The 24,102-nt window shown below is 43.7% G+C and carries 25 protein-coding genes; 14 read left to right on the forward strand and 11 right to left on the reverse strand.

What is annotated here, in order from left to right; all coding sequences use genetic code 11:
• The first annotated feature begins 221 nt into the window (after window positions 1–221).
• The 6 genes from OAG1_RS05570 to OAG1_RS05595 all read left to right on the forward strand — a co-directional run bounded on the left by OAG1_RS05570 (window position 222) and on the right by OAG1_RS05595 (window position 4,953).
• The gene (locus OAG1_RS05570) at window positions 222–1,235 is read left to right on the forward strand and encodes a linear amide C-N hydrolase (RefSeq protein WP_338624707.1); all 1,014 of its coding nucleotides are present in this window, start codon (window positions 222–224) and stop codon (window positions 1,233–1,235) included.
• A gap of 439 nt (window positions 1,236–1,674) precedes the next feature.
• Window positions 1,675–2,550: a carboxypeptidase-like regulatory domain-containing protein gene (locus OAG1_RS05575; RefSeq protein WP_338624709.1), complete on the forward strand. Its 876-nt coding sequence runs from the start codon at window positions 1,675–1,677 to the stop codon at window positions 2,548–2,550.
• 131 nt (window positions 2,551–2,681) lie between these two features.
• Window positions 2,682–3,461 carry a metallophosphoesterase family protein gene (locus OAG1_RS05580; RefSeq protein ID WP_338624711.1) on the forward strand — a complete coding sequence of 260 codons (780 nt, stop codon included), beginning with the start codon at window positions 2,682–2,684 and terminating at the stop codon, window positions 3,459–3,461.
• Between the two features lie 31 nt (window positions 3,462–3,492).
• Window positions 3,493–3,636 carry a hypothetical protein gene (locus tag OAG1_RS05585; protein ID WP_016403799.1) on the forward strand — a complete coding sequence of 48 codons (144 nt, stop codon included), beginning with the start codon at window positions 3,493–3,495 and terminating at the stop codon, window positions 3,634–3,636.
• Between the two features lie 176 nt (window positions 3,637–3,812).
• On the forward strand, window positions 3,813–4,349 hold the full coding sequence (locus OAG1_RS05590) for a hypothetical protein (RefSeq protein WP_040307657.1): 537 nt from the start codon (window positions 3,813–3,815) through the stop codon (window positions 4,347–4,349).
• Between the two features lie 73 nt (window positions 4,350–4,422).
• Window positions 4,423–4,953 carry a hypothetical protein gene (locus OAG1_RS05595; RefSeq protein ID WP_040307656.1) on the forward strand — a complete coding sequence of 177 codons (531 nt, stop codon included), beginning with the start codon at window positions 4,423–4,425 and terminating at the stop codon, window positions 4,951–4,953.
• Window positions 4,954–5,053: 100 nt separating this feature from the next.
• Here OAG1_RS05595 and arsJ read toward each other — a convergent pair whose 3' ends face one another.
• The 4 genes from arsJ to OAG1_RS05615 form a co-directional block, all read right to left on the reverse strand.
• Complete coding sequence (gene arsJ / locus OAG1_RS05600; RefSeq protein ID WP_016403798.1) at window positions 5,054–6,280, reverse strand: organoarsenical effux MFS transporter ArsJ; 1,227 nt, start codon at window positions 6,278–6,280, stop codon at window positions 5,054–5,056.
• Between the two features lie 189 nt (window positions 6,281–6,469).
• The gene (locus OAG1_RS05605) at window positions 6,470–7,480 is read right to left on the reverse strand and encodes an ArsJ-associated glyceraldehyde-3-phosphate dehydrogenase (RefSeq protein ID WP_338624718.1); all 1,011 of its coding nucleotides are present in this window, start codon (window positions 7,478–7,480) and stop codon (window positions 6,470–6,472) included.
• 11 nt (window positions 7,481–7,491) lie between these two features.
• Window positions 7,492–7,986: a tyrosine-protein phosphatase gene (locus tag OAG1_RS05610; protein ID WP_338624720.1), complete on the reverse strand. Its 495-nt coding sequence runs from the start codon at window positions 7,984–7,986 to the stop codon at window positions 7,492–7,494.
• Between the two features lie 9 nt (window positions 7,987–7,995).
• Complete coding sequence (locus OAG1_RS05615; protein ID WP_338624722.1) at window positions 7,996–8,778, reverse strand: metalloregulator ArsR/SmtB family transcription factor; 783 nt, start codon at window positions 8,776–8,778, stop codon at window positions 7,996–7,998.
• A 258-nt stretch (window positions 8,779–9,036) separates the two neighbouring features.
• Between OAG1_RS05615 and OAG1_RS05620 the strand changes: the two genes are divergently transcribed.
• The 3 genes from OAG1_RS05620 (at window position 9,037) to OAG1_RS05630 (ending at window position 10,823) form a co-directional block, all read left to right on the forward strand.
• The gene (locus tag OAG1_RS05620; protein WP_338624724.1) at window positions 9,037–9,495 is read left to right on the forward strand and encodes a hypothetical protein; all 459 of its coding nucleotides are present in this window, start codon (window positions 9,037–9,039) and stop codon (window positions 9,493–9,495) included.
• Complete coding sequence (locus OAG1_RS05625) at window positions 9,492–10,298, forward strand: hypothetical protein (RefSeq protein ID WP_338624726.1); 807 nt, start codon at window positions 9,492–9,494, stop codon at window positions 10,296–10,298. Before OAG1_RS05620 ends, OAG1_RS05625 begins: the two co-directional genes overlap by 4 nt.
• A 291-nt stretch (window positions 10,299–10,589) precedes the next feature.
• Entirely contained in the window at window positions 10,590–10,823 is a 234-nt protein-coding gene (locus tag OAG1_RS05630; RefSeq protein ID WP_016403794.1) for a YdcH family protein, read from the forward strand.
• A gap of 74 nt (window positions 10,824–10,897) precedes the next feature.
• Here the strand turns inward: OAG1_RS05630 and OAG1_RS05635 are convergent, their stop codons facing one another.
• Window positions 10,898–11,671 carry an SDR family oxidoreductase gene (locus OAG1_RS05635; protein WP_338624729.1) on the reverse strand — a complete coding sequence of 258 codons (774 nt, stop codon included), beginning with the start codon at window positions 11,669–11,671 and terminating at the stop codon, window positions 10,898–10,900.
• Between the two features lie 48 nt (window positions 11,672–11,719).
• Between OAG1_RS05635 and OAG1_RS05640 the strand changes: the two genes are divergently transcribed.
• The 5 genes from OAG1_RS05640 (at window position 11,720) to OAG1_RS05660 (ending at window position 18,278) form a co-directional block, all read left to right on the forward strand.
• On the forward strand, window positions 11,720–12,658 hold the full coding sequence (locus OAG1_RS05640) for a LysR family transcriptional regulator (protein ID WP_338624731.1): 939 nt from the start codon (window positions 11,720–11,722) through the stop codon (window positions 12,656–12,658).
• A gap of 104 nt (window positions 12,659–12,762) precedes the next feature.
• Window positions 12,763–13,533, forward strand: coding sequence for a ribonuclease H family protein (locus OAG1_RS05645; protein WP_338624733.1), 771 nt, complete (start codon window positions 12,763–12,765; stop codon window positions 13,531–13,533).
• A 3-nt stretch (window positions 13,534–13,536) separates the two neighbouring features.
• Window positions 13,537–13,899 (forward strand): hypothetical protein, encoded by a 363-nt coding sequence (locus OAG1_RS05650; RefSeq protein WP_338624735.1) that lies wholly within the window; start codon window positions 13,537–13,539, stop codon window positions 13,897–13,899.
• A 376-nt stretch (window positions 13,900–14,275) separates the two neighbouring features.
• Window positions 14,276–16,945: a molybdopterin-dependent oxidoreductase gene (locus tag OAG1_RS05655; RefSeq protein ID WP_338624737.1), complete on the forward strand. Its 2,670-nt coding sequence runs from the start codon at window positions 14,276–14,278 to the stop codon at window positions 16,943–16,945.
• An 88-nt stretch (window positions 16,946–17,033) separates the two neighbouring features.
• Window positions 17,034–18,278: an EAL domain-containing protein gene (locus tag OAG1_RS05660; protein ID WP_016402642.1), complete on the forward strand. Its 1,245-nt coding sequence runs from the start codon at window positions 17,034–17,036 to the stop codon at window positions 18,276–18,278.
• A gap of 27 nt (window positions 18,279–18,305) precedes the next feature.
• Here the strand turns inward: OAG1_RS05660 and glgC are convergent, their stop codons facing one another.
• The 6 genes from glgC to OAG1_RS05690 all read right to left on the reverse strand — a co-directional run bounded on the left by glgC (window position 18,306) and on the right by OAG1_RS05690 (window position 23,998).
• Window positions 18,306–19,559 (reverse strand): glucose-1-phosphate adenylyltransferase, encoded by a 1,254-nt coding sequence (gene glgC / locus OAG1_RS05665; RefSeq protein ID WP_016402643.1) that lies wholly within the window; start codon window positions 19,557–19,559, stop codon window positions 18,306–18,308.
• A 321-nt stretch (window positions 19,560–19,880) separates the two neighbouring features.
• Complete coding sequence (locus tag OAG1_RS05670; RefSeq protein WP_338624740.1) at window positions 19,881–20,606, reverse strand: transporter substrate-binding domain-containing protein; 726 nt, start codon at window positions 20,604–20,606, stop codon at window positions 19,881–19,883.
• A gap of 108 nt (window positions 20,607–20,714) precedes the next feature.
• Window positions 20,715–21,257, reverse strand: coding sequence for an acyl-CoA thioesterase (locus tag OAG1_RS05675; RefSeq protein WP_016402645.1), 543 nt, complete (start codon window positions 21,255–21,257; stop codon window positions 20,715–20,717).
• A 118-nt stretch (window positions 21,258–21,375) separates the two neighbouring features.
• Window positions 21,376–21,942 (reverse strand): NapC/NirT family cytochrome c, encoded by a 567-nt coding sequence (locus OAG1_RS05680; protein WP_016402646.1) that lies wholly within the window; start codon window positions 21,940–21,942, stop codon window positions 21,376–21,378.
• 49 nt (window positions 21,943–21,991) lie between these two features.
• Entirely contained in the window at window positions 21,992–23,458 is a 1,467-nt protein-coding gene (locus OAG1_RS05685; protein WP_152781855.1) for a multiheme c-type cytochrome, read from the reverse strand.
• A gap of 114 nt (window positions 23,459–23,572) precedes the next feature.
• A complete protein-coding gene (locus tag OAG1_RS05690) occupies window positions 23,573–23,998 on the reverse strand; it encodes an NUDIX domain-containing protein (protein ID WP_338624744.1) in 426 nt (141 codons plus the stop codon).
• Between the last annotated feature and the right edge of the window lie 104 nt (window positions 23,999–24,102).

Consider the following 24,102-nt stretch of genomic DNA (forward strand, 5'->3'; position numbering starts at 1 on the left):
AAACTTTAGCAAACACTGAGAAAGGCTACTGACAAATTACTACCTTATTTTTGATGCATTGCTTTAGCTCAATTTTTGAGCTTGATTACTCCCCAAGTGTTCATTCTCTCGCCTTAATAAGCTGTAAGTAATACTGAAAGGTGCTAGTTAAAGCTTTTTTAGTTTTGCCGTTAATCTACACCCATCAACGCAACAGATACTGATTAAGAAAGGTGAACATTATGAACAAGACTCTTATCGCACTTACTATCGCAGCTTCTACTTTCGGCATTATGCAAACTGCTCAGGCATGCACAACAGCTGCTTACCACAATGGTGAAGCACAAGTGACCATGCGCACCATGGACTGGAACGGTTACGACAACGCCACGGTAGTAGGCAAAGGTCGCGGCATAGAGACTAGCTACAGCAAAACCGACGGCGTAAGCAGCAAAGCAAAATATGCAGCCATTAAAATTGAATCATTTGCTCATGGTACTGTTGCCGAGGGCATAAATGAAAAAGGCTTAGAAGCGCGCATCTTGTATTTAGGTACGGCAGCCGGAACGCAGTTTCAAGACGACACTGCCGAGGTGCCTAACGTAGATGCAGGGCAAGTACCAAACTACGTATTAGATAACTTTGCCACGGTAGCCGAAGCGCTAGAAGGTTTAAAAGCGGTAGAGGTAATACCTACCGGTATTACTGGCATACCAGGCCATGAAGACGAAGCTATTTACCCGCCAGTTCATTTTCAGTTGGTAGACGCATCTGGCGATGTAGCGGTTGTAGAGTATATTGGCGGCGAAATGAAGGTATATAACGAGCATGGTGCTAGCTACATGAGCAACGATCCAGCCTTTGACTTTCACTTAAACCTAGATAAAGAACAGGTAGAACCTAATGCCACTATTCGAGCTGCCGACCGTCGCTTGCGCGCCAAACTAAGCACCGAAGATTTATACCAACGTAATATTACCGATAGCCAGCAAGCGCTTATCTCAATGAAAGCTACCCAAGCGGCTGCGTTCTCTGGCTACAACCAGCAAGACCCCTATGCCGATAACGCAACTTTCCCAACGCTTTGGACAGTATTCACCGACCGCACTAACAAAACCATGATGTTAGATCGCGCTCATACCTTTGCGGTTGAAAGCTACAGCTTCGATATGTTTGATACCGGTGTAGCCAAGCGAGTAGTGCTAGGTGAGAACCCAATGCCAAACGCAACTTTTACCAATGAGTTAAGCAATTAAGTGTTGTGAAACAGGGTTTAACTTATAACGGGCTGCGGCCCGTTTTTTTGTTGGTTTCGTTTGTCTACAAAGGGTGATGGTTTCGCCTTTCGGCGACGACATAAGCTTTAGTCAGTTAAAGCTTACTAAGCTAAAGAAAGGCCGCCCTACATTACTTTATTTCCTCGTTACTCAGTGCCAAGCGCGCCTGCGCAACTCGCTACGCTCAAACAGTGCTTGGCTTAATCGCTTGGCACTTGCGTGACTCGGCGATAATGAAGGGGAAGGAAGAGCGAACATGAGAAAACTCAATTATTGAGTTTGTTGTTATTTTTGTAAGTGTTGTTAGGGTATGATTGTTTTAGATTTTTGAAGGTTGCTAGCTCTTATTTTTATAGTGCCCAGATAGCTAAATTTGCAAGGTATCAATAATAAAGTGTTAAGTTCAAAGGAAGAAGGGATGCTTAGAAAATTGTTTAACGGAGTAGTTTTTGGTACGGGATTTGGTATAGCTTTCGTGGCTATCTGGGTTATCGCTATATATTTCATTCTACCTAGCGTTTTGGAAAGTAGGTTTGAAAAAGAAATTGTAGAATCAAATAAACATATAGTTGATGAAGCCCCTTTACTAAGCAACTCAGGAAGGTTTTTAGGCTCTAGTGGATCCTATTCAGGAGGTTTTTTAGATAACAAAAGTGGGGAGTTATCTAGCGGGCAAGGAGTTATTGAAGGGGAGGCTTTGGTAAATGGTCAGCCACTTAAAGGTTTTAAGTTACGCTTGGCATTAAACGGCAGTGTCTTGAGTCAATGGGCTGTTACGGATGAGAATGGCATTTATCGTGTAAGCGTTCCTTATGGAGAATATCGAATTGATGGTTACGAGCTAGATTATTTTGTAGCTAATAAAGTACTTCCTAACAAAATAGAACATCCAGAAAACAGGAATTCCACAAACCAATTTCAGGTTGTCGAAGGTCAAAAAGGTAGCGGGCTTAAATTCAGGTTTGTTGATCCAATTGTCAAAAAATCAGATAAAAGCCAATACTCCAAAAATGAAAAAGTGACTCTAAAATGGGAACCTTATCCAGAAGCCGCCGAGTATACGGTGCAAGTATATGAAAAAGCTGATGCTAATTCTTGGAAAAGTTCAAACTTATTCATTTGGCCAATGAGGCCTAAAGTTGCCTTAACGGAATTGGATTTGAGTCAGTATGAGATTGAGCTAAAGCCTGGCTATTTCTATGCTTTTGAAGTTGAGGCTAGAAATAGTAAAGGAAGTCTCCTTTCTAATACAAACAGAGAACACTTTGAGTTTGATTTCGAAATTGTTGAGTAAAAGTGTGTCTATAAAATAAGGTGTCGCGCAGCCGACACCTTATTCGGGTGTTGATCAAGCCTGCAGCGCCTCCTATTGTAATTATCGGCGTAGATGTTGAAGGAGCCATGGTTTAGTTTTTAGGGTGGCTCATGCCTGAATTCAGTGTTTTATCCTCAGGAGAGTTTGTGCGATTAGCAGCCATATCAGATATTCACAGCAATGTTTATGCATTGGATGCTGTTTTAGCCGATATTCGAAAGCGGGGCGCAGATGTCGTTGTTAATCTCGGTGATATTCTCTATGGACCAATAGCTCCCAGATCTACCTTTGAGCTTCTTATGGAGAACGATCTTGTTACTGTACGTGGCAACCAAGATCGGCAGATATATGAAGCCAGCTCAGTTGAGGTCGCGTCAAACCCTACAATGCAGTTCATCCTTGCTGAACTTGGTGTTGAGCCGCTTAAATGGATGAGGAATTTGCCTTTCAATCTGCAACTCAATGAGCATGTTTTTCTTTGCCATGGCACGCCCAATGATGACTTAACTTACCTTTTAGAGAACATTGATAGTGGTCGGGCAATTGTTCGTTCGGATAACGAAATAGTTAGCTTACTCGGCACCATTCAATCTGACGTTGTTATTTGTGGTCATACCCATACACCTAGGGCCGTTAAAACCAGTACAAAACAGCTTATTGTAAACCCTGGGAGTGTTGGCCTACCTGCTTATACCGACGATGAACCGGTTGTTCATTCAATGGAAAGTTTCTCCCCTCATGCGACTTATGCGATCGTTGAAAATAATAAAGAAGGCTGGTCGGTGCAGCACATAAAAGTTGATTACGCATATGATAAGGCTGCTCGTGAAGCCAAGAAAAGAAATAGGCTGGATTGGGTGCATTTCTTAACCACGGGGCGGGGCTTATAACCCACAAGTTATAAACGCCCCAAGCATGCAAATGCATGCTTTTATCTTGCTTGTTGGCAGTGCCACGCTAATCACAAAGCATATCGCAACTCGCTACGCTCAAACATTGCTCGGCTTAATCGCTTGGTACTTGCGTGACTCGGCGATAATGAAAGGGAGAGAAGAGCAAGCATGAGAAAACTCAATTATTGAGTTTGTTGTTATTTTTGTAAGTGTTGTTAGGGTATGATTGTTCTGAATTTTTTAATGCTTGTTGGCTTTTCTATATATAGTAATCTAGCTACTTTACAAGGTAGCCAAGCTTTCAAGGTCGCAATAATATAATGTTATATGTCACAAGGGAATCAGGTAATGAAACACCTTAGAAAAATAATACCGCTCTTTCTAGCACTATTCTCATTCCAGTGTATTGCGGAAGCCTCTGAAAAAAATAATGAAATCTTTAGTAACAAGTATTTTTATGTTGAAATGCCTGCGGGTTGGAAAATAGATGAGTCACAGGATAGGCTATCACTTATTTCTGAAGATGGAACCAAATCATTAATAATAGTGATATTCAATGTAAAAAAACCTACACAAGTAACTTCATTTTCAAAAGAGAGAAAGAACTTTACAACTCTCCGTGATGAACATTATAACCATGAATCAAATGGATATGCTTTTTGCGAGGGTTTTTTCAGGGATGGTAATATCGAATACAAAGCTGCTGACTTCATACTCTTAAATAATGATGTTCAAGTGTACTTATCACTTGGTGATTATAACTGCAATGATGAGTCATGTTCTTTAGATGATATTGACACTATTATTGCGACTTTTTATTCCATTGATTCATCTGGAAAGAAACTAAAATTTAGTGAATTTAGAGAGTCGCAGAATAATTTATGACAATAGCATGACGCGCAGGTCATAAAGCTTTTGTTGATGTTGTTTTTTCTGGTAGCTACAAGGTATTAGTTGCATGATTGAATCAAGGGTTTGGAAAGATGACTTAGCTCGATACGCGAAAAGCTTTAAGCCTCTTGCTAATCCTCCGTATTACTCTGAAAAGCGACAAGTTAACTTTGAAAAGGATGTTATCATTTCGTTGTTTATGGTGAGGAAACTAGGAGAGTCCCTAAAATTATCATCTAAGACATTAAAAAGAAACTTTAAGGTATATTCTTCTTTATGCCAGAAACAAGCGAACAATATGAATTTTTGGGATGTTGGTGAGTTATATGATTTGGAGGGTGAAACTAAAGAGAAAAAGGATGTTAAATTCATTTCAAATCAACTAATTCATGGGCAAGCAATTTATGCTTATCGTGATGAGACTAGAAATTGGGCTGGAGTATATACTTGCTCTGACTTTGAAAGGAATAAGAAAATCTATAAAATTCCTATATCAACAATCATCGAAATACTCGTGATAGCGAGCGAAGATTACCCTACAAAAATTGATTACGAATACTGTAGTAAAAAACAAGATTATTTAGTCTCTACCGATTAAATAAACAGCTAACAATTCACTCTATTTCATTCCTCTGTCCGTCACATACTCGTCGCTTATTATTTGAGCCTTAGAGTCCAAATTCTTAATTATTGAGTTACTAGATGTGCTTAACTAGTCCCTCGTTTCCTTTTGGCAGCGCTACACTAATCACACAGCATATCGCTAACATCGCAAAACTCACCCATAAACAGGCAGCAAGTCCGGCCATTTGAAATACTACGCCCGACAATACTGTACCCACTAATCTACCCATAGCGTTGGCCATGTAGTAAAAGCCTACGTCCATGGATACGCCGTCTTCGCTGGCGTAACTCACCACTAAGTAAGAGTGCAGTGAGGAGTTAATGGCAAAGGCGATGCCAAATAGCATTAAACCGACGATTATGGTGGCCTGTGGCTGCCAGCCAAGTTGCACTAAGTAGGCGAGGATGCCGGTAATAATGCTAAGCAATAGTGCCCAGATTAAGGCTGCGCCTCGTCCTGGCACTTTGCCCGATTGGCTGCCAGTTATTTTGGGAGCCAAGCCTTGCACTACGCCATAGGCGATGACCCACGCGGCCATAAAGGTGCCGGTTTCGATGTGCGACCAGTTTAAGCTGGCACCTAAATATACTGGCAGGGCAACGACAAACCATACGTCGCGGGCAGCAAACAAGAATAAGCGGGCTGCTGCCAAAATATTGATTTGTGGGCTTTTAGAAAATATTTGCGAGAACTTAGGTTTGCTCTTAGCTTTGCCCAAGTCTTTTTCTAGCAGCTTTAAGCTTAATAGCAGCACCACAAACAATACCGCCGCCATAGCCAGCATCGATAGCTGAAAGCCAATTAGGTTAAGTAGCGCACCACCTAGAAAAAAGCCAAAGCCTTTTAGGGCGTTTTTTGAGCCGGTAAGAATGGCCACCCATTTGTACAAGCTATGTTGTTGGTCACCGCTCACCAAACCCTTAATCGAGCTTTTAGCGCTCATTTTATTTAGATCTTTAGCTATGCCCGACAAGGCTTGCGCTGCCATAACTAAGGGAATAGATAAAAACTCAGAGGGCAAACCCAATGCCAACAAGGCAACAATTTGCATGGCCAAGCCAATGTTCATGGTGTGGTTAAGACCAATACGCGCCCCTAACCAGCCACCAATTAAATTGGTCACTACCCCAAAAAACTCGTAAAACAAGAACAGCATGGCAATCGCAATCGCCGAGTAACCTAGCTGGTGAAAATACAGCACCACTAACATGCGCAATGCACCGTCGGTAATGGTGAAGTTCCAATAGTTAAAAGTAACTAATAGGTATTGTTTAAGTTGTTGAGGTAGTGCTTTTATCATGTTTGCCTAGGGCCTGTTGATCTTTGGTGTTGAAATTTTGTTCGCTTATCTGAACCCTTCGGGCAGCATTTGTTAGCCATTTATTCAGCGTTAGTGAGTGGTTATTAAGCCCACTTAACTTCACACTCACTGCCTTGCCTAAATGGCGAATAAATTGCTGCAAAAACCATCAGCAAAGTTCTACTGGTCCTAGCCTTTATCTGCTAAACCAACTTTGCGAATAAGCTCGCTGGTGCGGGTTGCGTAGCCCATCTCATTGTCGTACCAGGCGTACACTTTAAGCATGCGTTTGCCTACCATCATGGTGGATTGTGCATCTACAATGCTAGAGCGTTGGTCACCTTTGTAGTCAATAGAAACTAGCGGTTTTTCTTCGTAACCCAAAATACCTTTTAGCTCGCCTTCGGCTGCTTGTTTAAATAAGCTGTTTACTTCTTCAGCGGTGGTATCACGCTCTAGAGTGAATACCATGTCGGTAAGAGAGGCATTGGCTAGTGGTACGCGCACAGCATGTCCGTTTAGCTTGCCGTCTAGCTCTGGGAAAATGTCGCAAATTGCTTTAGCGCTGCCGGTAGTGGTAGGTATTAACGACATGCCACAAGCGCGGGCGCGGCGTAAGTCTTTATGCGGTGCATCCAAAATGGTTTGGGTATTGGTTAAATCATGGATGGTGGTCATGCAGCCAGACTCAATGCCCAAGTGCTGTTGAATCACCTTAATTACTGGCGCTAAGCAGTTGGTGGTACAAGATGCAGCAGTAACAATTTGGTGTTGGCTAGCATCAAAAATATCGTCGTTTACACCCACAACAATGTTGGCTACACCGTCTTCTTTAACTGGCGCAGATACCACAACACGTTTCACGCCTTGGGCTAGGTAAGGTGCTAATTTGGCTTTAGAGCGGTGAACGCCGGTAGACTCAAGTACCACATCACAGCCCGACCAATCTACTTTGCTTAAGTCTTTTTCTTGGTAGCACTTAATGGTTTTGTTGTTGATAACAATGCCATCGGCGTTGTGTTCAACACCGTGGTGCCAGCGCCCCTGTACAGAATCAAACTCGAGCAAGTGGCCTAGTGTTTCGGCATTGCCGGCCACATCGTTAATCATTACAAACTCTAACTCTGGCCAGTCGTAAGCTGCGCGCAGGGCAAGGCGGCCAATACGGCCAAAGCCGTTAATTCCTACTTTAATGGTCATTGCTAAGTCTCTTATTTGGCAAATTGTTGAATGTAAGTTTGTTGAGCAGGTACGCTGAATGCGTTAGGGCGCACTGCTTTAATTTTGGAAATGGCATCGTCTAGCTCAAAACCTAGCGCTAGCATAATGCGTGCAGCTAACAAGCCAGTGCGGCCGCTGCCACCTTTACAATGAATGGTTAAGTTCATGCCATTGTTTAGTAGCTGTAAAAAACGCGGCAGAACGCTTTGAAATTGCTCTTCCCAGGCTTCGTCTGGCACAGTGTCGTCTGCTAAAGGCAGGTGGAACCACTGCATATCGTGAGTGACAGAAGTTTTCGGTAAATCACTTAGGTCGTTATCGGCCAGTTCTTGCTCGGTCATTAAGGTGATGAGTGCCGGGCTATTTTTGTAGCAAAGCTGTTGTAGTGAGGTAGAAAGATCTACCCCTTTAGTACCTGGGCAAGGAGTTAACAGTAGTTGCGCTGTGTCACTAACATCAACGGCAAAAATAGGATGTGAAGACATAAAAGTACCTTAATCTTGATTAACTAATTGGGGATTAGCCTGCTGCCTAATGCGTGCTAGCGGCTGGTTTATATAACTGGGGTTGGCTACTCGCGTAGTTGATAGCGTTTGCGCCACCCATTCTGGTAATAGAGGGTTTAGGTGATAAAACACCTGCTGGCCTTGGCGCGTGGTAGACAGCAACTGACATTCGCGCAGTAAGGCTAGGTGGCGCGATACCTTTGGTTGACTTACTTCTAGAGCAGTACAAAGCTGATTAACGCTCAAGCGCTGCTCATCTTCTATCAGCATCAAAATTTGTAAGCGAGTATTGTCGCTAAACTGTTTAAATACATCGATAGCTTCGATTTGCAGTGCGGCTTGTGGGTTGTGATTAAAACGCACAAATTCGGCTAAACGTAGTTCTAACTCGCTAAATACCTGTTCGAATAAGGCCATGCCTTGTTCGCTAGCGGGATCGGGCAAATTCCAATGCAAAATCGCTTCGCCATTTGGTAGCAAGGCGCATTCTTGTTTAGCGCTGTCACACAAAGTAATGATGAAATTAAATAAAGCAGGGCGCTGAGTTTGTTGTTGAATATCTTGCTCAAGCTCTGTAATGGTTTTGCTGCGTAGGCCGCTGCTGGATAGACCTTGAGCCTGCAAGTGTTTAATGGTGCGAGGATCGATACCTTTAGGCTGAGTGCCCGCACTATAAGCCACAAAGTGCTCGGCGTAACGCTGGTTAACCAAAGCTTCGGCTAACTGAGAGCGAGCAGCATTTGCGGTACATAAAAACAACATAGATAACATTTCAGCAACCAGGTATATGAAAAATCATATATACGATATTTCATATATTGGGTTTGGGCAAGTAAATTTTTATTAAGAAGAATGTAGGCTTTGCTTACAGTACAATTATTTGTAATCGGATGTAATCTTTGTAATTCAACGGTCTATCTGTCCCCGATGATGTCTCGTTCATATGTAGTGAGTAATTAGTTGTTAGTTATTAGTCATTGTCTACACTGGTTAATATGTAACCAGATTATCAATGAGAATGGATTCGATATGCCGAATAACATAGCCGATCAAGAAGGTGTTGAAGGAAACTCAGAAGGTAACGCTTTGGTGGATAAGCTTCTGATATACAAGGAATTAGTTTCAATAATAATTTTTTTTGCAGGAGGTGTTGTTTGGATTTATGCTGCTTTTGCAACTCAAGATACTGTAGATGCGATCCAGCAAGATAACCAAAAATCATTAGCAACCATTGAGTGTCTTATTGGTGCAGCGATAGCTGGTCGCGGACTAGACCAGACAATAGAACAATTAAAGCATCGGCAAATGATGCTGACCTTACAACGAGCTGAACTTCTAGAATCAAGGGAATCGGGTGGAGTTACTGTAGTTACTCAGGTTCATGAGCTGGAGCTGGAGCTGGCTGAAGCCAAGCGAGACATGGGGTTAGCTATCGATGAAAGAGCAAAGCAAGATACAATAATGAAGAACAAGGAGTGCTCACAATGAGACCCTTAACAATATTTACATTTTTGTTGTATTTTTTACCACCAGCTCTTGCGTTGAGCATTAGTGAGTTTCCTGACCTTGATGGGCAATGTAATATTGTTACTGAGTGCAAGGTTGAAGATACATGTGATTTCACTATCCAAAAAGATACTAGAGATTGCAATAAATGTCTTATGCCAGACAAGCTAACGGGAGCTTGTTCAGTTAGAGGTAACGATCCTGTTTGTGAGGCTGCGAAGGCTGCGAGTAATAGCTTATATGCGAACGAGTATGCAGTTAGTATCAGTAACTGTGTTCTTGCGAATAAGGCTAAGGAAGCTGCCTGTAATGCCAATGTGTGGCAACAGAAAGCTGTTTGTGAAAGCAAACAGTTGGAAGGTTCTAAGACCGGATTTGCAGGTTATTTGGGTCGTACTGACCACAATAAATGCTGGGGGTTTACTAAACAACAGTTGTTAGCACTTAGGGATGTTGGCTATTTTGAGAATGAGCAGGTTCTAAGCATTTGTTTGTTCAATCAGTTTGATGTTATACCTTTGCCGCTTGAAGAGTTGGCTCAACAAGGCGGTTTTGTAATTGGTAACGTAATCTATGTTGCAGATAAATCACCAAAATACTTAAGGTTTTGGGTTTCTAAGGTTGAGTTGAGTGTTTTATTTGCTACTTTTGGGATTGGTACAATGGAGAGGGCGTTGGACGAAGATCCCGAATTGATCTGGGGATTGGTTGAAAAGCGGGTTTCCAGAGTGTGTGGTGCTACTCAGAGTGTGCAGAGTTTAGTTTGTGATACTCTGAAACTATAGCGTCTAACTCGCTTCTTTTGTAATTGAGCTTGGGAGTGATGCTATGAAATTTGCCGCCTAGGTTTTGTGTCGATATTATCGAGCATTAGCTAACGAAAAATAAGAAGCATCATTCGATAGGGTGGTGAATAGTCACTTCATTTGGTTTTTACGCTCTTAAATAGGGGCGAACACAAGATGAACATCTAAGCTTTACCTAAGCTCAACGTACCTCTCTTTAGATACTTGTATGCTTCTCAAGCAGTAAGCTAAACTTTTTGTTTATCAGCCTTTAATTTGAAAGGAGTTTTTATGTTAGGTGAAGATCATTCTTTGGCAAAAGAGTTTCCAGAACTGCTAGATAAGATTACTGCCTTAACGGGCAGCGATGAGAAGTTTGCCGCAGACACCAAGCGCTACAATGCCTTAGATAAAGAAATTCGTGTGTTGGAGTTGCGTGGCGGCCCAATAGATGACGAGGCGATGCACCAGTTAAAACATGATAGGGCAGAGCTTAAAGACTCCCTGTATCACCGCCTTAAGTAAACATATTCTAGTTTGTCTCACAGCAACTTTTTCGTTGAAATTTTAAAGGCTGCTTTCGTGGCCTTTTTTGCTATTTAGTCAAGTAAACCCACTAGACGCTTGGCTTGCTCCGATTTTAACGAGAAGTCGCTGCCCGCAAATTGTTGTCCTTCTGGCCCACACAAAAACGCGACTGCTTTGGCAGCCCACTGGGCAGGGATATGGCTATTCCAATCGAGTTTACTCACCGCGTTAATTTGTGAATCACGAATGCTTGCCATCATGTCGGTAGCCACAGTACCTGGTGACAAACCCACTATACGGATGTGGTGTTCAGCCACTTCTAGTTGTGCCACTTCGGTGAGTTTTTGACTGGCGGCTTTGCTCGAGCAGTAGTGGCTCCAGCCCCAAAGGGCGCTATTTGCTGCGCCAGAACTAAGATTAACAATGACTCCAGATTTAGCCTTAATCATGTGTGGCAATACTGCTCGCATGCCGTGATACACCCCTTTGTAGTTTATGTCGGCTGCTAAGCCCCATAAACTTGGATCGCTTTCTACTAGTGTTGTTAAAGGCTCTATCACCCCGGCATTGTTAATTAGAAAGTCGATTTGTCCATGCAGTGACAAGCAGTAGTCGACCGCATTAAGCACCGAGCTATATTGGCTTACATCACAGGTGATGGCGTCGGCAATTTCGCCCTGTTGCTTAATGAGTAGCGCTTGTTTTTCGATTTCTTGCTCATTGCGTGCTGCCAGTACCACCTTGGCACCAAGGCTTGCGAGTACTTGAGCTGTCGCTAGGCCTATCCCACGGCTTGCGCCCATGATGAGGGCGGTTTTTCCTGAAAAGTGTGTAGTGTTTTGCATCAACCAATCTCCTTAAGCTTTCTTGTTAGTGAGATTAAGTTGATCTAAATGCACAATAAACTAGGCTATATGCAAATCATTAATGCGGATTATGCACCAATGGACATTGCTAAGCTGAAGATTTTTGGGGCGGTTTATCGGGCTAAAAGCTTTGCTGTAGTGGCAAAGCAGCGCAATGTAGCTGCGTCTTCTATATCTCGTACCATTGCCGGTTTAGAAGAGGAATTGGGCTTGCGGTTGTTCCAGCGAACTACTCGAACACTTAATCCAACCCAAGCTGCCGAGCGCTATTATTTGCGTATGGAACCCTTGTTAGAAGAGTTTGATTTGGCTCAGCAAGAGGCCTTAGGCGAAACTTTGCAGCCCTCGGGGTTACTGCGAGTGAGCGCGTCCAGCTCCTTTGGCCAATTGGTATTAGCACCTCTACTGGCTAAGTTTCAGCAAGCCTATCCCAAGATACAGTTGGAGTTGGACTTGTCCGACTCAAGAGTTGATCTTATTGCTCAGCAATTTGATCTGGTGTTGCGCCACGGGGCACTTAACGATAGTAGCTTGGTGGCTCGTAAATTACTGGATGTTAATTATTTACTGGTGGCGAGTTCGGCTTACCTCAAGCGGAGCGCTAAGATTGAACAACCTTGCGATGTTAGTAACCATAACCTTGTAGGTTTTACTTATCGCGAGCTAAATAAGCAGTGGTTATTTAGCCGAGGTAAAACTAGCCAAAAGATTGCAATCACCCCTTCGCTTAGTTTATCGAGTGCTGCCGCAATCAAAGAGTGTGTGAACCATGACATGGGCTTAGCGTTGCTGGCGGATTGGACGGTTCGCGAGGATCTTATGTCAGGCAAGTTAGTGCAGGTACTTAACGATTGGCAAGTGACAGGAGTGAATAGTGATAGTGCAATATGGTTGCTTTATCCATCTCGTGCTTTTATGCCAAATAAGGTGGCGGTATTTAGTCAGTTTTTGCTAGATAACTTGTAAACAGATTGAGTTAAGTATTCGCGCTCAGATAAATTCTAAGTTTTCCTTCGTGTTCAGCCGCTTGCTTGGTTATATTAGCCAGCAAATAAGTAAGAGAATCAAACATGGCTAAAAAGTACTACGTGGTATGGCAAGGGCGAGACACCGGCATTTTTAACGATTGGCCCACCTGTAAGCGCAGCATTGATAAGTTTGCTGGCGCGCGTTACAAGTCTTTCCCCACTTTAGCAGAGGCTGAAGCGGCTTTTGGCGGTAAGGCCAGTGCTAGCGTAAAGGCTTCCGGTGCAGCGCCAGCACGTAAACGAGCGTCGGGGCAAACGGTGAAAACTTATACTGCTGCGGAAATCAATAAATTAGCCGCAGAAGTGAAAATTTATACCGACGGTGGCTGCGAGCCAAACCCAGGAGAAGCTGGCTCGGGCTTAGCCTTGTATCGCAACGAAGAGTTGGCCGAGCTTTGGTATGGCTTATATAACCCCATGGGCACTAACAATACCGCAGAGCTAAACGCCCTTAATCAAGCAATGATTATGGCCCAGCAAGAGCTGGAAAAAGGCTTACGAGTGGCGATTTTGTGTGACTCTAAATATTCCATTCAATGCATTACTCAATGGGCTGCAGGCTGGCAGAAAAAAGGCTGGAAGAAAGCCAGTGGTGAGATTAAGAATCTGCAGTTAATTCAGGAAATGTTTGAACGCTACCAACAGCTTAAAGACAAACTGCAAATATTGCATGTAAATGGCCATGTTGGGGTAGAGGGTAACGAACTAGCTGATCGGATGTCGATAGTGGCCATTGCCGAGAAGAAACAAGCTTTTGTTGCTTACAGCAAGGCCTTAAATATTCCCGCTATTTTGGCGCTACGGGCAGGTTAGTAAATGGAAAATCAAACCGCAGAAAATAGCCCAAGTGAACAGCGCTTAATAAAATTGTCTGATATCGCAAACGTTGCTCATTTAAGAATTCAGCAAGATTTTGCGCAAATCGATCCGGTGATAGGAATTAGTCGTAACATGCGTAAAAATGGCGTGCCGGCTGATGTGATGACCATCGATTGCTTAAAAACCAGCAAGCGAATTATTGTGATTTTACATGATCAAAATCCAGAGCAAGTGCTGTATAAATTTGCTTTTAAAGAGCAAGACCCCGCGGGTGATTTTAACCAAATCACTTTTGCCGAGTTTAACCAACAAGTACTTTACGATTGGATAAAATCTTACTTTTCTCCAGCTGTAAACTAAGCATAGAAACCAGAGCTAAGGCTCCGGTTTTGTGTTTTATATCTTGTTAGCCATTGTTGTAATTAAGGCGGTTTGTTTAATTGCTTCCCCATTTCGCGCTTTGCATCTGTTCGTTTAAGAATTGAGGTTTAAATAGCTGGAAAGAGATGCTTGCTGCTATTTCAATAAAGCCCAATTTCGGGACATCTTGCACCATACTTGTGCGCCATTTTGTTTCAGCGCTCAAAATTCGGCTTTTTCTGCCAATTTATCGATTTTTTATACTCCTTAAGTAATAGGTTTTTGCGGGATTTTATTGGTTCGCCTTTTGCTTTGTATCTAAGCATAAATGCGGGCAATAAAAGCCCAGCAAAGAATAAGGTGAGGAGTTTACGTGGTGTCTCAACAACAATGGATTAAGACCACCTGCCCATATTGTGGAACGGGCTGTGGCGTTGAAGCAAAAGTAGCAAGTAATGGAGCAGTAGAAGTGCGCGGTGATGCGAGCCATCCGGCCAACCGAGGCTTGTTATGTTCTAAAGGCTCAGCGCTGGGTGAAACGGTGATTAAGCAAGGCCGTTTAGAGCATGCCTATATTAAAGGCCATCAAGAATCTTTAGATAAAGCATTAAGTTATGTAGCCTCTCGCTTCAGCCAAACCATTGCTGAACATGGCCCAGAATCGGTAGCATTTTATGTTTCAGGACAGCTATTAACTGAAGACTACTACGTTGCTAACAAGCTGATTAAAGGCTTTATTGGTTGTTCAAACATCGATTCGAATTCTCGTTTATGTATGTCTTCTGCGGTTGCTGGACATAAACGCGCCTTTGGTGAAGACATTGTCCCAGGTAGCTATGAAGATTTAGAACATGCCCAGCTGGTGACCTTGGTTGGGTCTAACCTGGCGTGGTGTCACCCGATTGTTTACCAACGTTTAAAGCGCGCTAAGCAAGCCAATCCAAACTTAAAAGTCGTAGTGATTGACCCACGTAGAACCGATAGCTGCGATATTGCAGATTTACACCTGCCACTAAATGGCGGTAGCGATGTAGCCTTGTTCAATGGTTTATTAGCTTATTTAAGTGAGCATGGAAAATTAGATAGTGATTACATCGCCCAGTTTACCGAGGGCTTTGAAGCTGCAGTGGCAAGTGCTGTAGAAGACGCTGGTGATCTAGCTGCTTTAGCCAAAACCTGTGGCTTAGAGCCTGAAGCACTACTTCGTTTCTTCCAGTTGTTTGCTAATAACGAGCGTTGTGTGACCGTGTTTAGCCAAGGCGTAAATCAAAGTAGCCAAGGTGTAGATAAGGTTAATGCGATTATTAACAGCCATTTAGCTACAGGTAAGTTAGGTAAGCTTGGTGCTAGCGCATTTTCTATTACCGGTCAGCCTAATGCTATGGGCGGGCGTGAAGTGGGCGCTTTATCTAACCTATTAGCCGGCCACTTAGACTACAAACCTGAGCATTTAGAAGCCTTAGCGGGCTTTTGGAATACTTCCAACTTAAGCCAAAAGCCTGGCCATAAAGCCGTTGATTTATTTGATAAAGTTGCCAAAGGCGAGATTAAAGCTATTTGGATTATGGGCACCAACCCGGCGGTAAGTTTGCCTGAGTCTGCAAAAATACGTGAAGCGCTGTTGTCATGCCCAATGGTAGTGGTGTCAGACTGTATTGCCGAAACCGATACAACCCGTTATGCCGATGTACTGTTACCGGCAGCTGGCTGGGGAGAGCGTGATGGCACAGTGACTAACTCGGAGCGAATGTTGTCTCGCCAGCGCGCCTTTGTAGAGGCGCAAGGTGATACTAAACCTGATTGGTATTTATTAAGCCAAGTAGCGCAAAAAATGGGGTTTGCTGAAGCATTTTCTTACACCAGCTCTGCCGATATATTTAGTGAGCACGCAGTATTATCTGGCCTGTTAGCAGAAAGTGGTGAGCGTTTATTCAACATTAGTGAGTTGTCGGGCAAAGACCAGCAAGCCTTTGATGCCATTGAGCCGCAGCGTTGGCCTGTAAGCAAACAGGGTAGTGATAATCGTAGTTTGTTCAGTGATGGTCGTTTCTCTACCGCCTCTGGTAAGGCACAACTTATTGCGGTGACAAACCAAGCAACCCAGCAAGTGACTAGCGATGCTTTTCCTTTGGTATTAAACACTGGCCGTATGCGAGATCAGTGGCACACCATGACACGCACCGGTTTGGCTGCACAGTTAACAAGTCATAGTTCAGAGCCTTTGTTAGAAGTGAATCCACAAGATGCAGCTAACCAAGGTTTGTGTGATAACAGCATAGTGAGCTTATCTAGCAATGTTGGTCAGCTAAAAGTGCGAATTCAAGTAAGTGAAGGGCAAAAGTCCGGCCACGTATTTATGCCTATTCATTGGACCGAACAATATTCAAGTGATGGCTTAGTGAGCCAAGTGGTTGATAGCTCTGTGGATCCTCTTTCTGGTCAGCCTGAGTCAAAGTATACGCCAGTTAAATTGGCGGCTTGGGAATATGCCAGTGAGGCGGTTTTGCTCACAGCTAAGCCTTTAACAAAAGCGCAATGCCAAGCCTTACCTGCGGATTATTGGGTGAAACAAGGTTTGGCCGATGGCTTTTTATATCGCTTGGCAGATGGCAGTAGCCCAGTTGAACTAGCAGCCAAGCTAAAGGGCTTTTTAATGTCGCAAACCAAGCTGCAAAGCTTAGATTTTGCGGACCCTATCAAACAGAACTTCCGCAGCGCTTTGGTGATTGAGGGCGAGCTGTTCTCTAGCTTTAGCGTGGCGGCTAAAGGCGAGCTTAATGCAAGCTCTTGGTTGGAGTCGTTGTTGCAGCAACCAATGTCCGACAACATTCGCCGTGGCGTGCTGGCTGGCACCAGCCCAGCTCCTGATCTAGGTAAGATAGTCTGTTCTTGTCATCAGGTTCGGGAGCAGACCATTAGTGATGTGATTAGTGAACATGCTTGCGAAAGTGCAGAACAAGTGGGCAAGCACTGTAAAGCCGGAACCAACTGTGGATCTTGTGTTCCTGAGATAAAACGAATGATTAAAACTGTAACCATAGAGTAGCTAAGGTTTTTATGGCGTACTTTGTGCATTAAGCTAGTGATTAATTTTAGGCTATGTACTGGTAGTATTGATATGGACAACACAAGCGTTGACTAAGAACCCTTCAAAAGTGGTGAGCTTACATCAAGCTTTATTGGCAGCTAAGCGGACACAACTCAACCCGCTTAGCTACTTTCCACATTATCAACCGATTGTTTATTTACCTACTGGGGAAATAGCCGGTTACGAAGCTTTGGCGCGCCGAAACAATCCCGCTGGAGAGCCTACCAGCGCAGGAGAGCTGTTTGCCGATCATCAGTATTCTTTGAGCAATCGTCGCCAAGTAGATCGCTATGTTAGACAGCAGGCTTTAGAGCAGTTTGCAAAATCCCAGCAAGAGGGTTTTCTTACCTTAAACATTGTGCCCGACTGGGTCGACATGCTACCTGAAGATATTTGCACCCCCACCATTTCGATGATCGAAAAAATTGGTATTGACCCTAGCAGGGTCGTTATGGAAATCACCGAAGCCAGCGGCAATATCGATAATTTGCAGCGAGTGGTGAAAGAGTACCATCAAGCTGGCTTAAAAGTGGCGATTGACGACTTTGGCGCTGGGGCTTCACAAATCGATCGAATTATCGCACTCGAACCAGACATCATTAAGTTAGATATGCGTTTGTTTAAAGACGCCACCAAAGGAGGCTTGCCCGCAGATGTGGTGTTGTCTATTTCTGAGCTAGTACAGCGTGCGGGCTGTGAACTGATTTGTGAAGGCGTGGAAACCGAGCAGGAATTTCACTTTGGTGTAGAGTGCGGAGCGCGATACATGCAGGGCTGGTTGTTTTATAAAGCCGAGAAGGAGTTTCTATCTGCCCAATCTAGCCAAGCTAAAGTTAAAACCCTATTAGCCAGTTATTTAAAGCGTAAGAGTCAGCGCTCTTTAGCAACGGTAAAACACAATGTTTCGGTAAAAACCACGGTGCTGGCACTTAAACACCAATTGCAAAATGGCGGCAATGCTTTAAGCCTGGAGCAGCAGCTAGCGAGTGTGGGCATACTGCGATACTTTTTGTGCCGTATTGATGGCACTCAAGTCTCTCCTAACTTTGAAGTGACCGGCTTAGGTATCGAAGAAGATGATAACTTTGTGGGCTTTAACTGGAGCTTTAGACCTTATTTTCACGCCTTAATCGCTTTGGATTCGGTTAAGCCACAACAACTAATTTTGTCGAAAATCTATCGAGATTCTAGCAGCAAAGAAATGTGTAAAACCTTTAGTACTTACTTAACTAAAGACTTGGTGTTGTTAGTGGATTGTAAGGTAGCAGACGATACCTTGTTGGTAGAATAGAGGGCTAGCAAGCTAGCCCCTTTTGAATCAACTTAGCATTTCACAAGAGACTAAAATAACGCCGCCGGCCGATACGGTAAAACGGCGCTTATCTTCGGCTTCATCATAGCCAATTACGGTGCCATCTGGCACGACACAGTCTTCAGCAATAATTGCCTTTCGAATCTTACATTTTTTGCCAATACTGCAGCCATTAAGCGCAATTACCTGCTCAAGCTCAGAGTGCTCTTCGACCCGCACATCTAAAGATAATAACGAGCGATGCACTTTAGCCCCCGATACTATGGTGCCTGCTGAAAGCAAAGAGTCGGTGGCATAGCCTCTGCGGTTTTCTTCATTAAATACAAACTTAGCGCCGGGGCGTTGTTTTTGATCGGTAATAATTGGCCAATCACGATCGTATAAGTCTAGCTCTGGGTTAGGGTCAACCAAGTCCATGTTTGCTGCAAAGTACTCATCAATATCACCCACATCACGCCAGTAAGCGGTACGTCCTGGGTGGCCTTTGTCAGCAAATACATAGCCGTAAACCTTGCGGTTTTTTAGCATGCTAGGAATAACATTGTGGCCAAAGTCGTGAGAGTATCCTGGTTTTAATAAACCCTTACGCAGCTCATCGTCTAATACGTCCATGTTGAAGATGTATATGCCCATAGACACCAGTGCTTTTTCAGGGTTGTTGGGGTCAGATTTAGGGTGGTCGGGTTTTTCTTCAAAATCGACGATTCGACCTTGGTCATCCAAGCCCATTACGCCAAAAGAGGAGGCTTGAGATAAGGGTTTACGAATACAAGCTACGGTAACATCGGCATCGTTCTCTGCATGGAAGTTAATCATGCGAGAGTAGTCCATTTTGTAGATATGGTCGCCACCTAGAATCAGCACCCGGTCATAATGTTCATGGTCAATAATATCGAGGTTCTGATATACCGCGTCAGCCGTTCCACGATACCAGTTTTCGCCGGTTCGTTGTTGAGCAGGAATAATTGATACTCGCTCGTTTAAGGCGGGGTTAAGAATTTGCCAGCCTGACTGTAGGTGCATGATCAAATCATGCGCCATGTATTGCGTAAGCACCCCAATGTTTCGCACCCCTGAATTGATACAGTTTGATAGGGTGAAATCAATAATTCTATATTTGCCACCAAAAGAAACAGCTGGCTTGGCAACCTTGTTGGTTAACTCTTTTAAACGAGTGCCTTTTCCTCCAGCAAGAACCAAAGCAACTGAACGTCTCACTAAGCGATTACTGGAAGTGTGGGAATAGCGGTTTTCGGACATATCGAAAATTTCCTCGTGGGCGTAATAGAAAGTCTATGATAGCGTTTTCATGCTGAATGTAACTGTCATTTATGACAGTTTTGGCTTAAATCTTTTATTCGCTAAGTAAAAAAAAGATGATTTTTCTAAAAAGTGATCTTAAACAGCTAGTAGGCCTGAATAAGTGGGCATTGCTACTATTTTAAAGCTGCTCAATTAGTGGGCTGTTAAATTTTTGTTATCAGTGTTAAGCCCAATTATTCTTGTAAAAACTATCGAAAATAGCTGCTTGATCTAATTTGTAACACAAAATGGTTGTTTTCACTGGTTTAGCCAGTTGGTTCATTCTGAATGTTTTACTTTTTGATCGTTTAACTGTTTTAGACCTGCGTTAAATTTGTCGCGAAGCTCTGGGTCATGAAAGCCTAATAGTCGCGGTGATTCTGGAAAAATGAGGTGCTTGGTCACCGGCGCTGTAGGACGTTGCTTGGCAATAAGTTGCTGATTTAAATAGTGGAATATCCGCTTATCTAAAACAATTACATCCACTTGTCCGCGGTATAAACGCTCTAATTGGGCACTTTGGTTAGCCACCTCGGTATAGAATTTGGCCTGCTCAGTAGCTTTGGCAAAGTGTTCACCAAGGTACTTCTTAGCATTTTGAAAAGCCATTAAGCGAAACTTAGTTAAGTCATCAATGGATTGGATGTTTAGCTGACGAACAGACAGGCTAATAGCAACATTTTGATAGAAGATAACCGGTTCTGAGAGGTGAGCGTGTGTGCCGTTGTTAGGGGCATTTACAATGGCGTCTACGGCATTTTGTTCTAGCATCCGTTCTGCGCGTAAATTAGAAGTGAAAATAACCTGCTTTACTTGATAGCCTGCATTGCTAAAAGCCTGCTTGATAATATCTAGCTGAATGCCAGACTGCTGATCTTTGATGATGTAAGGCGGAATGGATTTGCTGGTAGCCAAGGTAATGGTTTGGGCTTGGGTGAAGCCCATGTTGCTGACAAAGAGAATTAATAAAGCGGTAAGCCAAATAGGCTTTGGGTGTTTATTCATGGGTATACCAAGTCGCCGTTCTATCTAAATTATGGCAGATAGAACGACTTTTTGATTACCCACTAGCGGATATTTTATCGCTTACAGATTTCCAGCAAAGCAAGACATTTAGCTTAGCACCGGAGATTCTTGTTTTTTAGTCGACAGTAGTTGCTTCCAGTGAGCTACCCGCATCGGTAACTCTGGAGAAGGATGGTCATGGTCAACCAACGACAGTAGCTCGCTCATTGGCACTGGCTTTTTACCTTTTAAAAAAACTCCGCGCACTAAAATGGTGGCGTACAAAGTATTGTTGCCAATAAAGCGGTGTTCAAAATACCAATACTTTTCATCCCAGCCTAATAGCTTGCTGTGCAGCTCCACTTTGGCCATAGGCTTAATCGGGCGAATATAAGTTACCGACTGTGCATTCACTACGCCTAACCAGCGCTTTTTAAGTGCCACCGAGCCCAGTTTGGTTTTTAACATCATATCTATGCGCCCTAAATCACCAAAGCTAAAATAGCGAGAGTTAGTAAGGTGCATGTTGGCGTCGCAATCAAAGGGTAAGGCACGTAGCTTAATAACAAAATCTCCCGTGGGATCTAGGTGAGTTTTGGCACTAAACCAATGGCGGATAAACATGCTTAATAGGCGAAAGTAGTGATTCATAATTTACTTTGTGGTTTTTTACAAGTTTTTAACATGAGAGGTCGGATGAGTAAAGGGTAGAAAAACAAAAGTCTTCAAAGCAGTTACTTTGAAGACTTTATATTTAATAGTAAAGGTCTTATTCGATTACTATCCGCTTGTGGGTTAAGCCTTGGTGGCAGTCTACGCAGGTTTCTCCGCGGGCGGCTATTTGCTGGTGATTTAATCGCGCGCGCTGTGGTTGTTTGCTTAAATCAAAGTTGTCACCTTGGTGGCAGTGTCGGCAGTTGGCTGAGTCATTGGCTTGCATATCACGCCAAACGGTTTCAGCTAGGGCTGGCCGGTGCTCTTCGAAATTCTCCTTGGTTATGGTGCCTACCATCATGTGATATATATCGGCGGTGGCAGCAATTTTTACCTGTAGCATTTCAAAGTATGGGTGTGGTACGTGGCAGTCGGCACAGGTGGCGGCGATGTTGCTGCCGTCTCCGTAGTGACTCGATGCCTTGTACTCTTGAACTATGGTGTCCATTTTAAGATGGCAACTAAAACAAAACTCGTTAGTACTGGATAGTACTAAGCTGCCTTGTACAGTTGCTAAACCTAACACTAATACAAATACACCAATGGGTATCCCAACAATGAGTGGCTTTTTAAGCCAAGCCCATAGTTTTTGCCACCGAGTCTTCTGCTGGTTATTTGTCATATCAGCATCCTCTTTTAAAAGAGGGGAGCATTACTGCTCCCATCGGTGGCTATTTGCTTTCGCTTAGGTAACGGGCTTTAAACGCCGCTTGTGCTTCTTTTCTGGCTTTTTTTACTTCTTCCGGTTCGTTGCCACTAAACCAAGCGTGCTCTGGGCGATCGAGTATTTCGGCAAGAACAGCGCGGGCTTTTTCTGCACCTTCGGTATTGCCGTTGTGTTCGGCTTTTTCTACCACTTCTAGGAATTGTGGAACTAACTCTATGTAGAAGCGTTCTGCTACTTCATACATGCCGTGCCACTGCACGTAGTCTGGTGCTTGCATGGCTGCGCCGTGACGAGCTCTGCGTCCTTCGTGGTGCCATAAGTAGAACCAGGTCCATTCTATCTCTTCATCAAAGCCTGTTTCAGTTAGCATTTTTTCACTCTTCAACACATCCATTAAGTCTTTACCTGGACGGGCGAATTTGTCGTTGTATAAAACAACCAGTGAATCAAATTGCTGGTAGAAATTGTCGATCATCGACTTAGTATGGCAAGACTCACAGACGTTCTTCATGTCGTCGCGGCGCGCTTCCCAAGACTTAACTTCTTTACCTTGAGCCTTCGCTTTAGCATCAATTTTTTCCGAGATTGCTGGGCGCAATGTCCATGAAATGCGGTTGCCAACATCATGGGTGACAGGCAGCTCGCGAGTAGCTGACATATGACAAGTGGCACACGTTGGCGCGGCGTCGTAATCTTCACCAACAATCCACTTGGCCGAGTCCAGATTCATCCGATCAACGTTGGCGTAGAAGTTAATGCCGTGTTTAGACTCTTCGTAAACCTCTTTTTGAGGGTGGTCTGGACCTAGGTGACACTTACCACAGGCTTCTGGTCTGCGAGCTTGCACCATCGAGAATTCGTGGCGTTGGTGACAAGCTGTACAAGCGCCAACCGAGCCATCTGGGTTAATTCGTCCAATGCCGGTGTTGGGCCACGTGGTGGGGTCTAAATCACCGTTTTCCAGCACTTTTACCTCTGAACCGTGGCACTGCCAGCAGCCATTAACCGCAGCGGGAGACTGGCCATTAAAGGTAAGTGCTCCTTCCACTACCTCTGCGAGGAAGTTATCTAGTGAGCCAATGATTTGCCCAGCTTTTGCGTGGTGGCTTTTAGCGAACTCGTCAACTTCTTGAGTATGGCAATTAGCACAATCGGTAGGTGAAACAATCACCGAAATGGTGTGGCCTTCGTGAGTGATGGCGTCTTTGTCTTCAGGGTTTGCTTGGTGACATTCGTAGCACCCTACGTTGGCTCCGTAGTGTTTCGAACGGCCCCATTGTGCATAAATTGATGGGTTTTTGTCTTTATGACATCCGGCACACTCGGCGCTTTCTTGGCTGAGTTGCTTGAATGGTTTTAGCACTAAGGCTTTGGGTTCCGCATTACTTGAAAACGACAGTATTAAACACAGCGCTGCTGCCAAAGTGAGTATTGCGGTAATAACACTAGAACTACGGGGATGGTTATCCATATTTGTACCCTCTTTTTGCTTCCTGCTAGAAGTTCTTGTTGTTCGCTTTTTGAGCAAATTAACCATAGTAAAAATATGGTTAAAAGGGCATGTTCTAAATCAACTTTATGTGATTTATTTGTGAATGGGGTTGGTGATTTGTTGAGAAAGCTGTTTAAGTCCTTGCTTTACCGAGGTAAAAGCTATTTTGTCTAAAGGAAGGTTTTTTAGATTGTGCCATTGCCAACCTGCCACATCATCTCTTGCTTGTGGTGATATTTTGCTGTCTAGCAAGTAAACAAAAAAGCTGTCGCAAGTATGATAAAGCACTTGGTTGTAGGTATATTGATTAGCAAATGAGCCAAAGTAGCTAAATTTTTCGGTGGCTAGTTCAAGCCCAAGTTCTTCATTTAGCTCTCGTTGTAAGCCCTGTTCTAAGCTTTCGCCATATTCGATGAATCCACCCGGTAAGTCCCAGTAGCCTTTTTGCGGATCAATGGCGCGCTCTATTAGTAATAGTTCTCCTTTATAAATGAGTAAGGCGCCAGCGGTAGAGGCCATATTGTGAAAGTAGCTAAATTGGCATTGTTTGCAAGCCCATTGTTTAACATCGATTTGCTTGAATGTAGTACTGGAACATTGAGGGCAATAAGTAAGGGCTGGCA

The organism is Agarivorans sp. OAG1 (genome assembly GCF_037076485.1).
GTDB classification, from domain to species: domain Bacteria; phylum Pseudomonadota; class Gammaproteobacteria; order Enterobacterales; family Celerinatantimonadaceae; genus Agarivorans; species Agarivorans albus.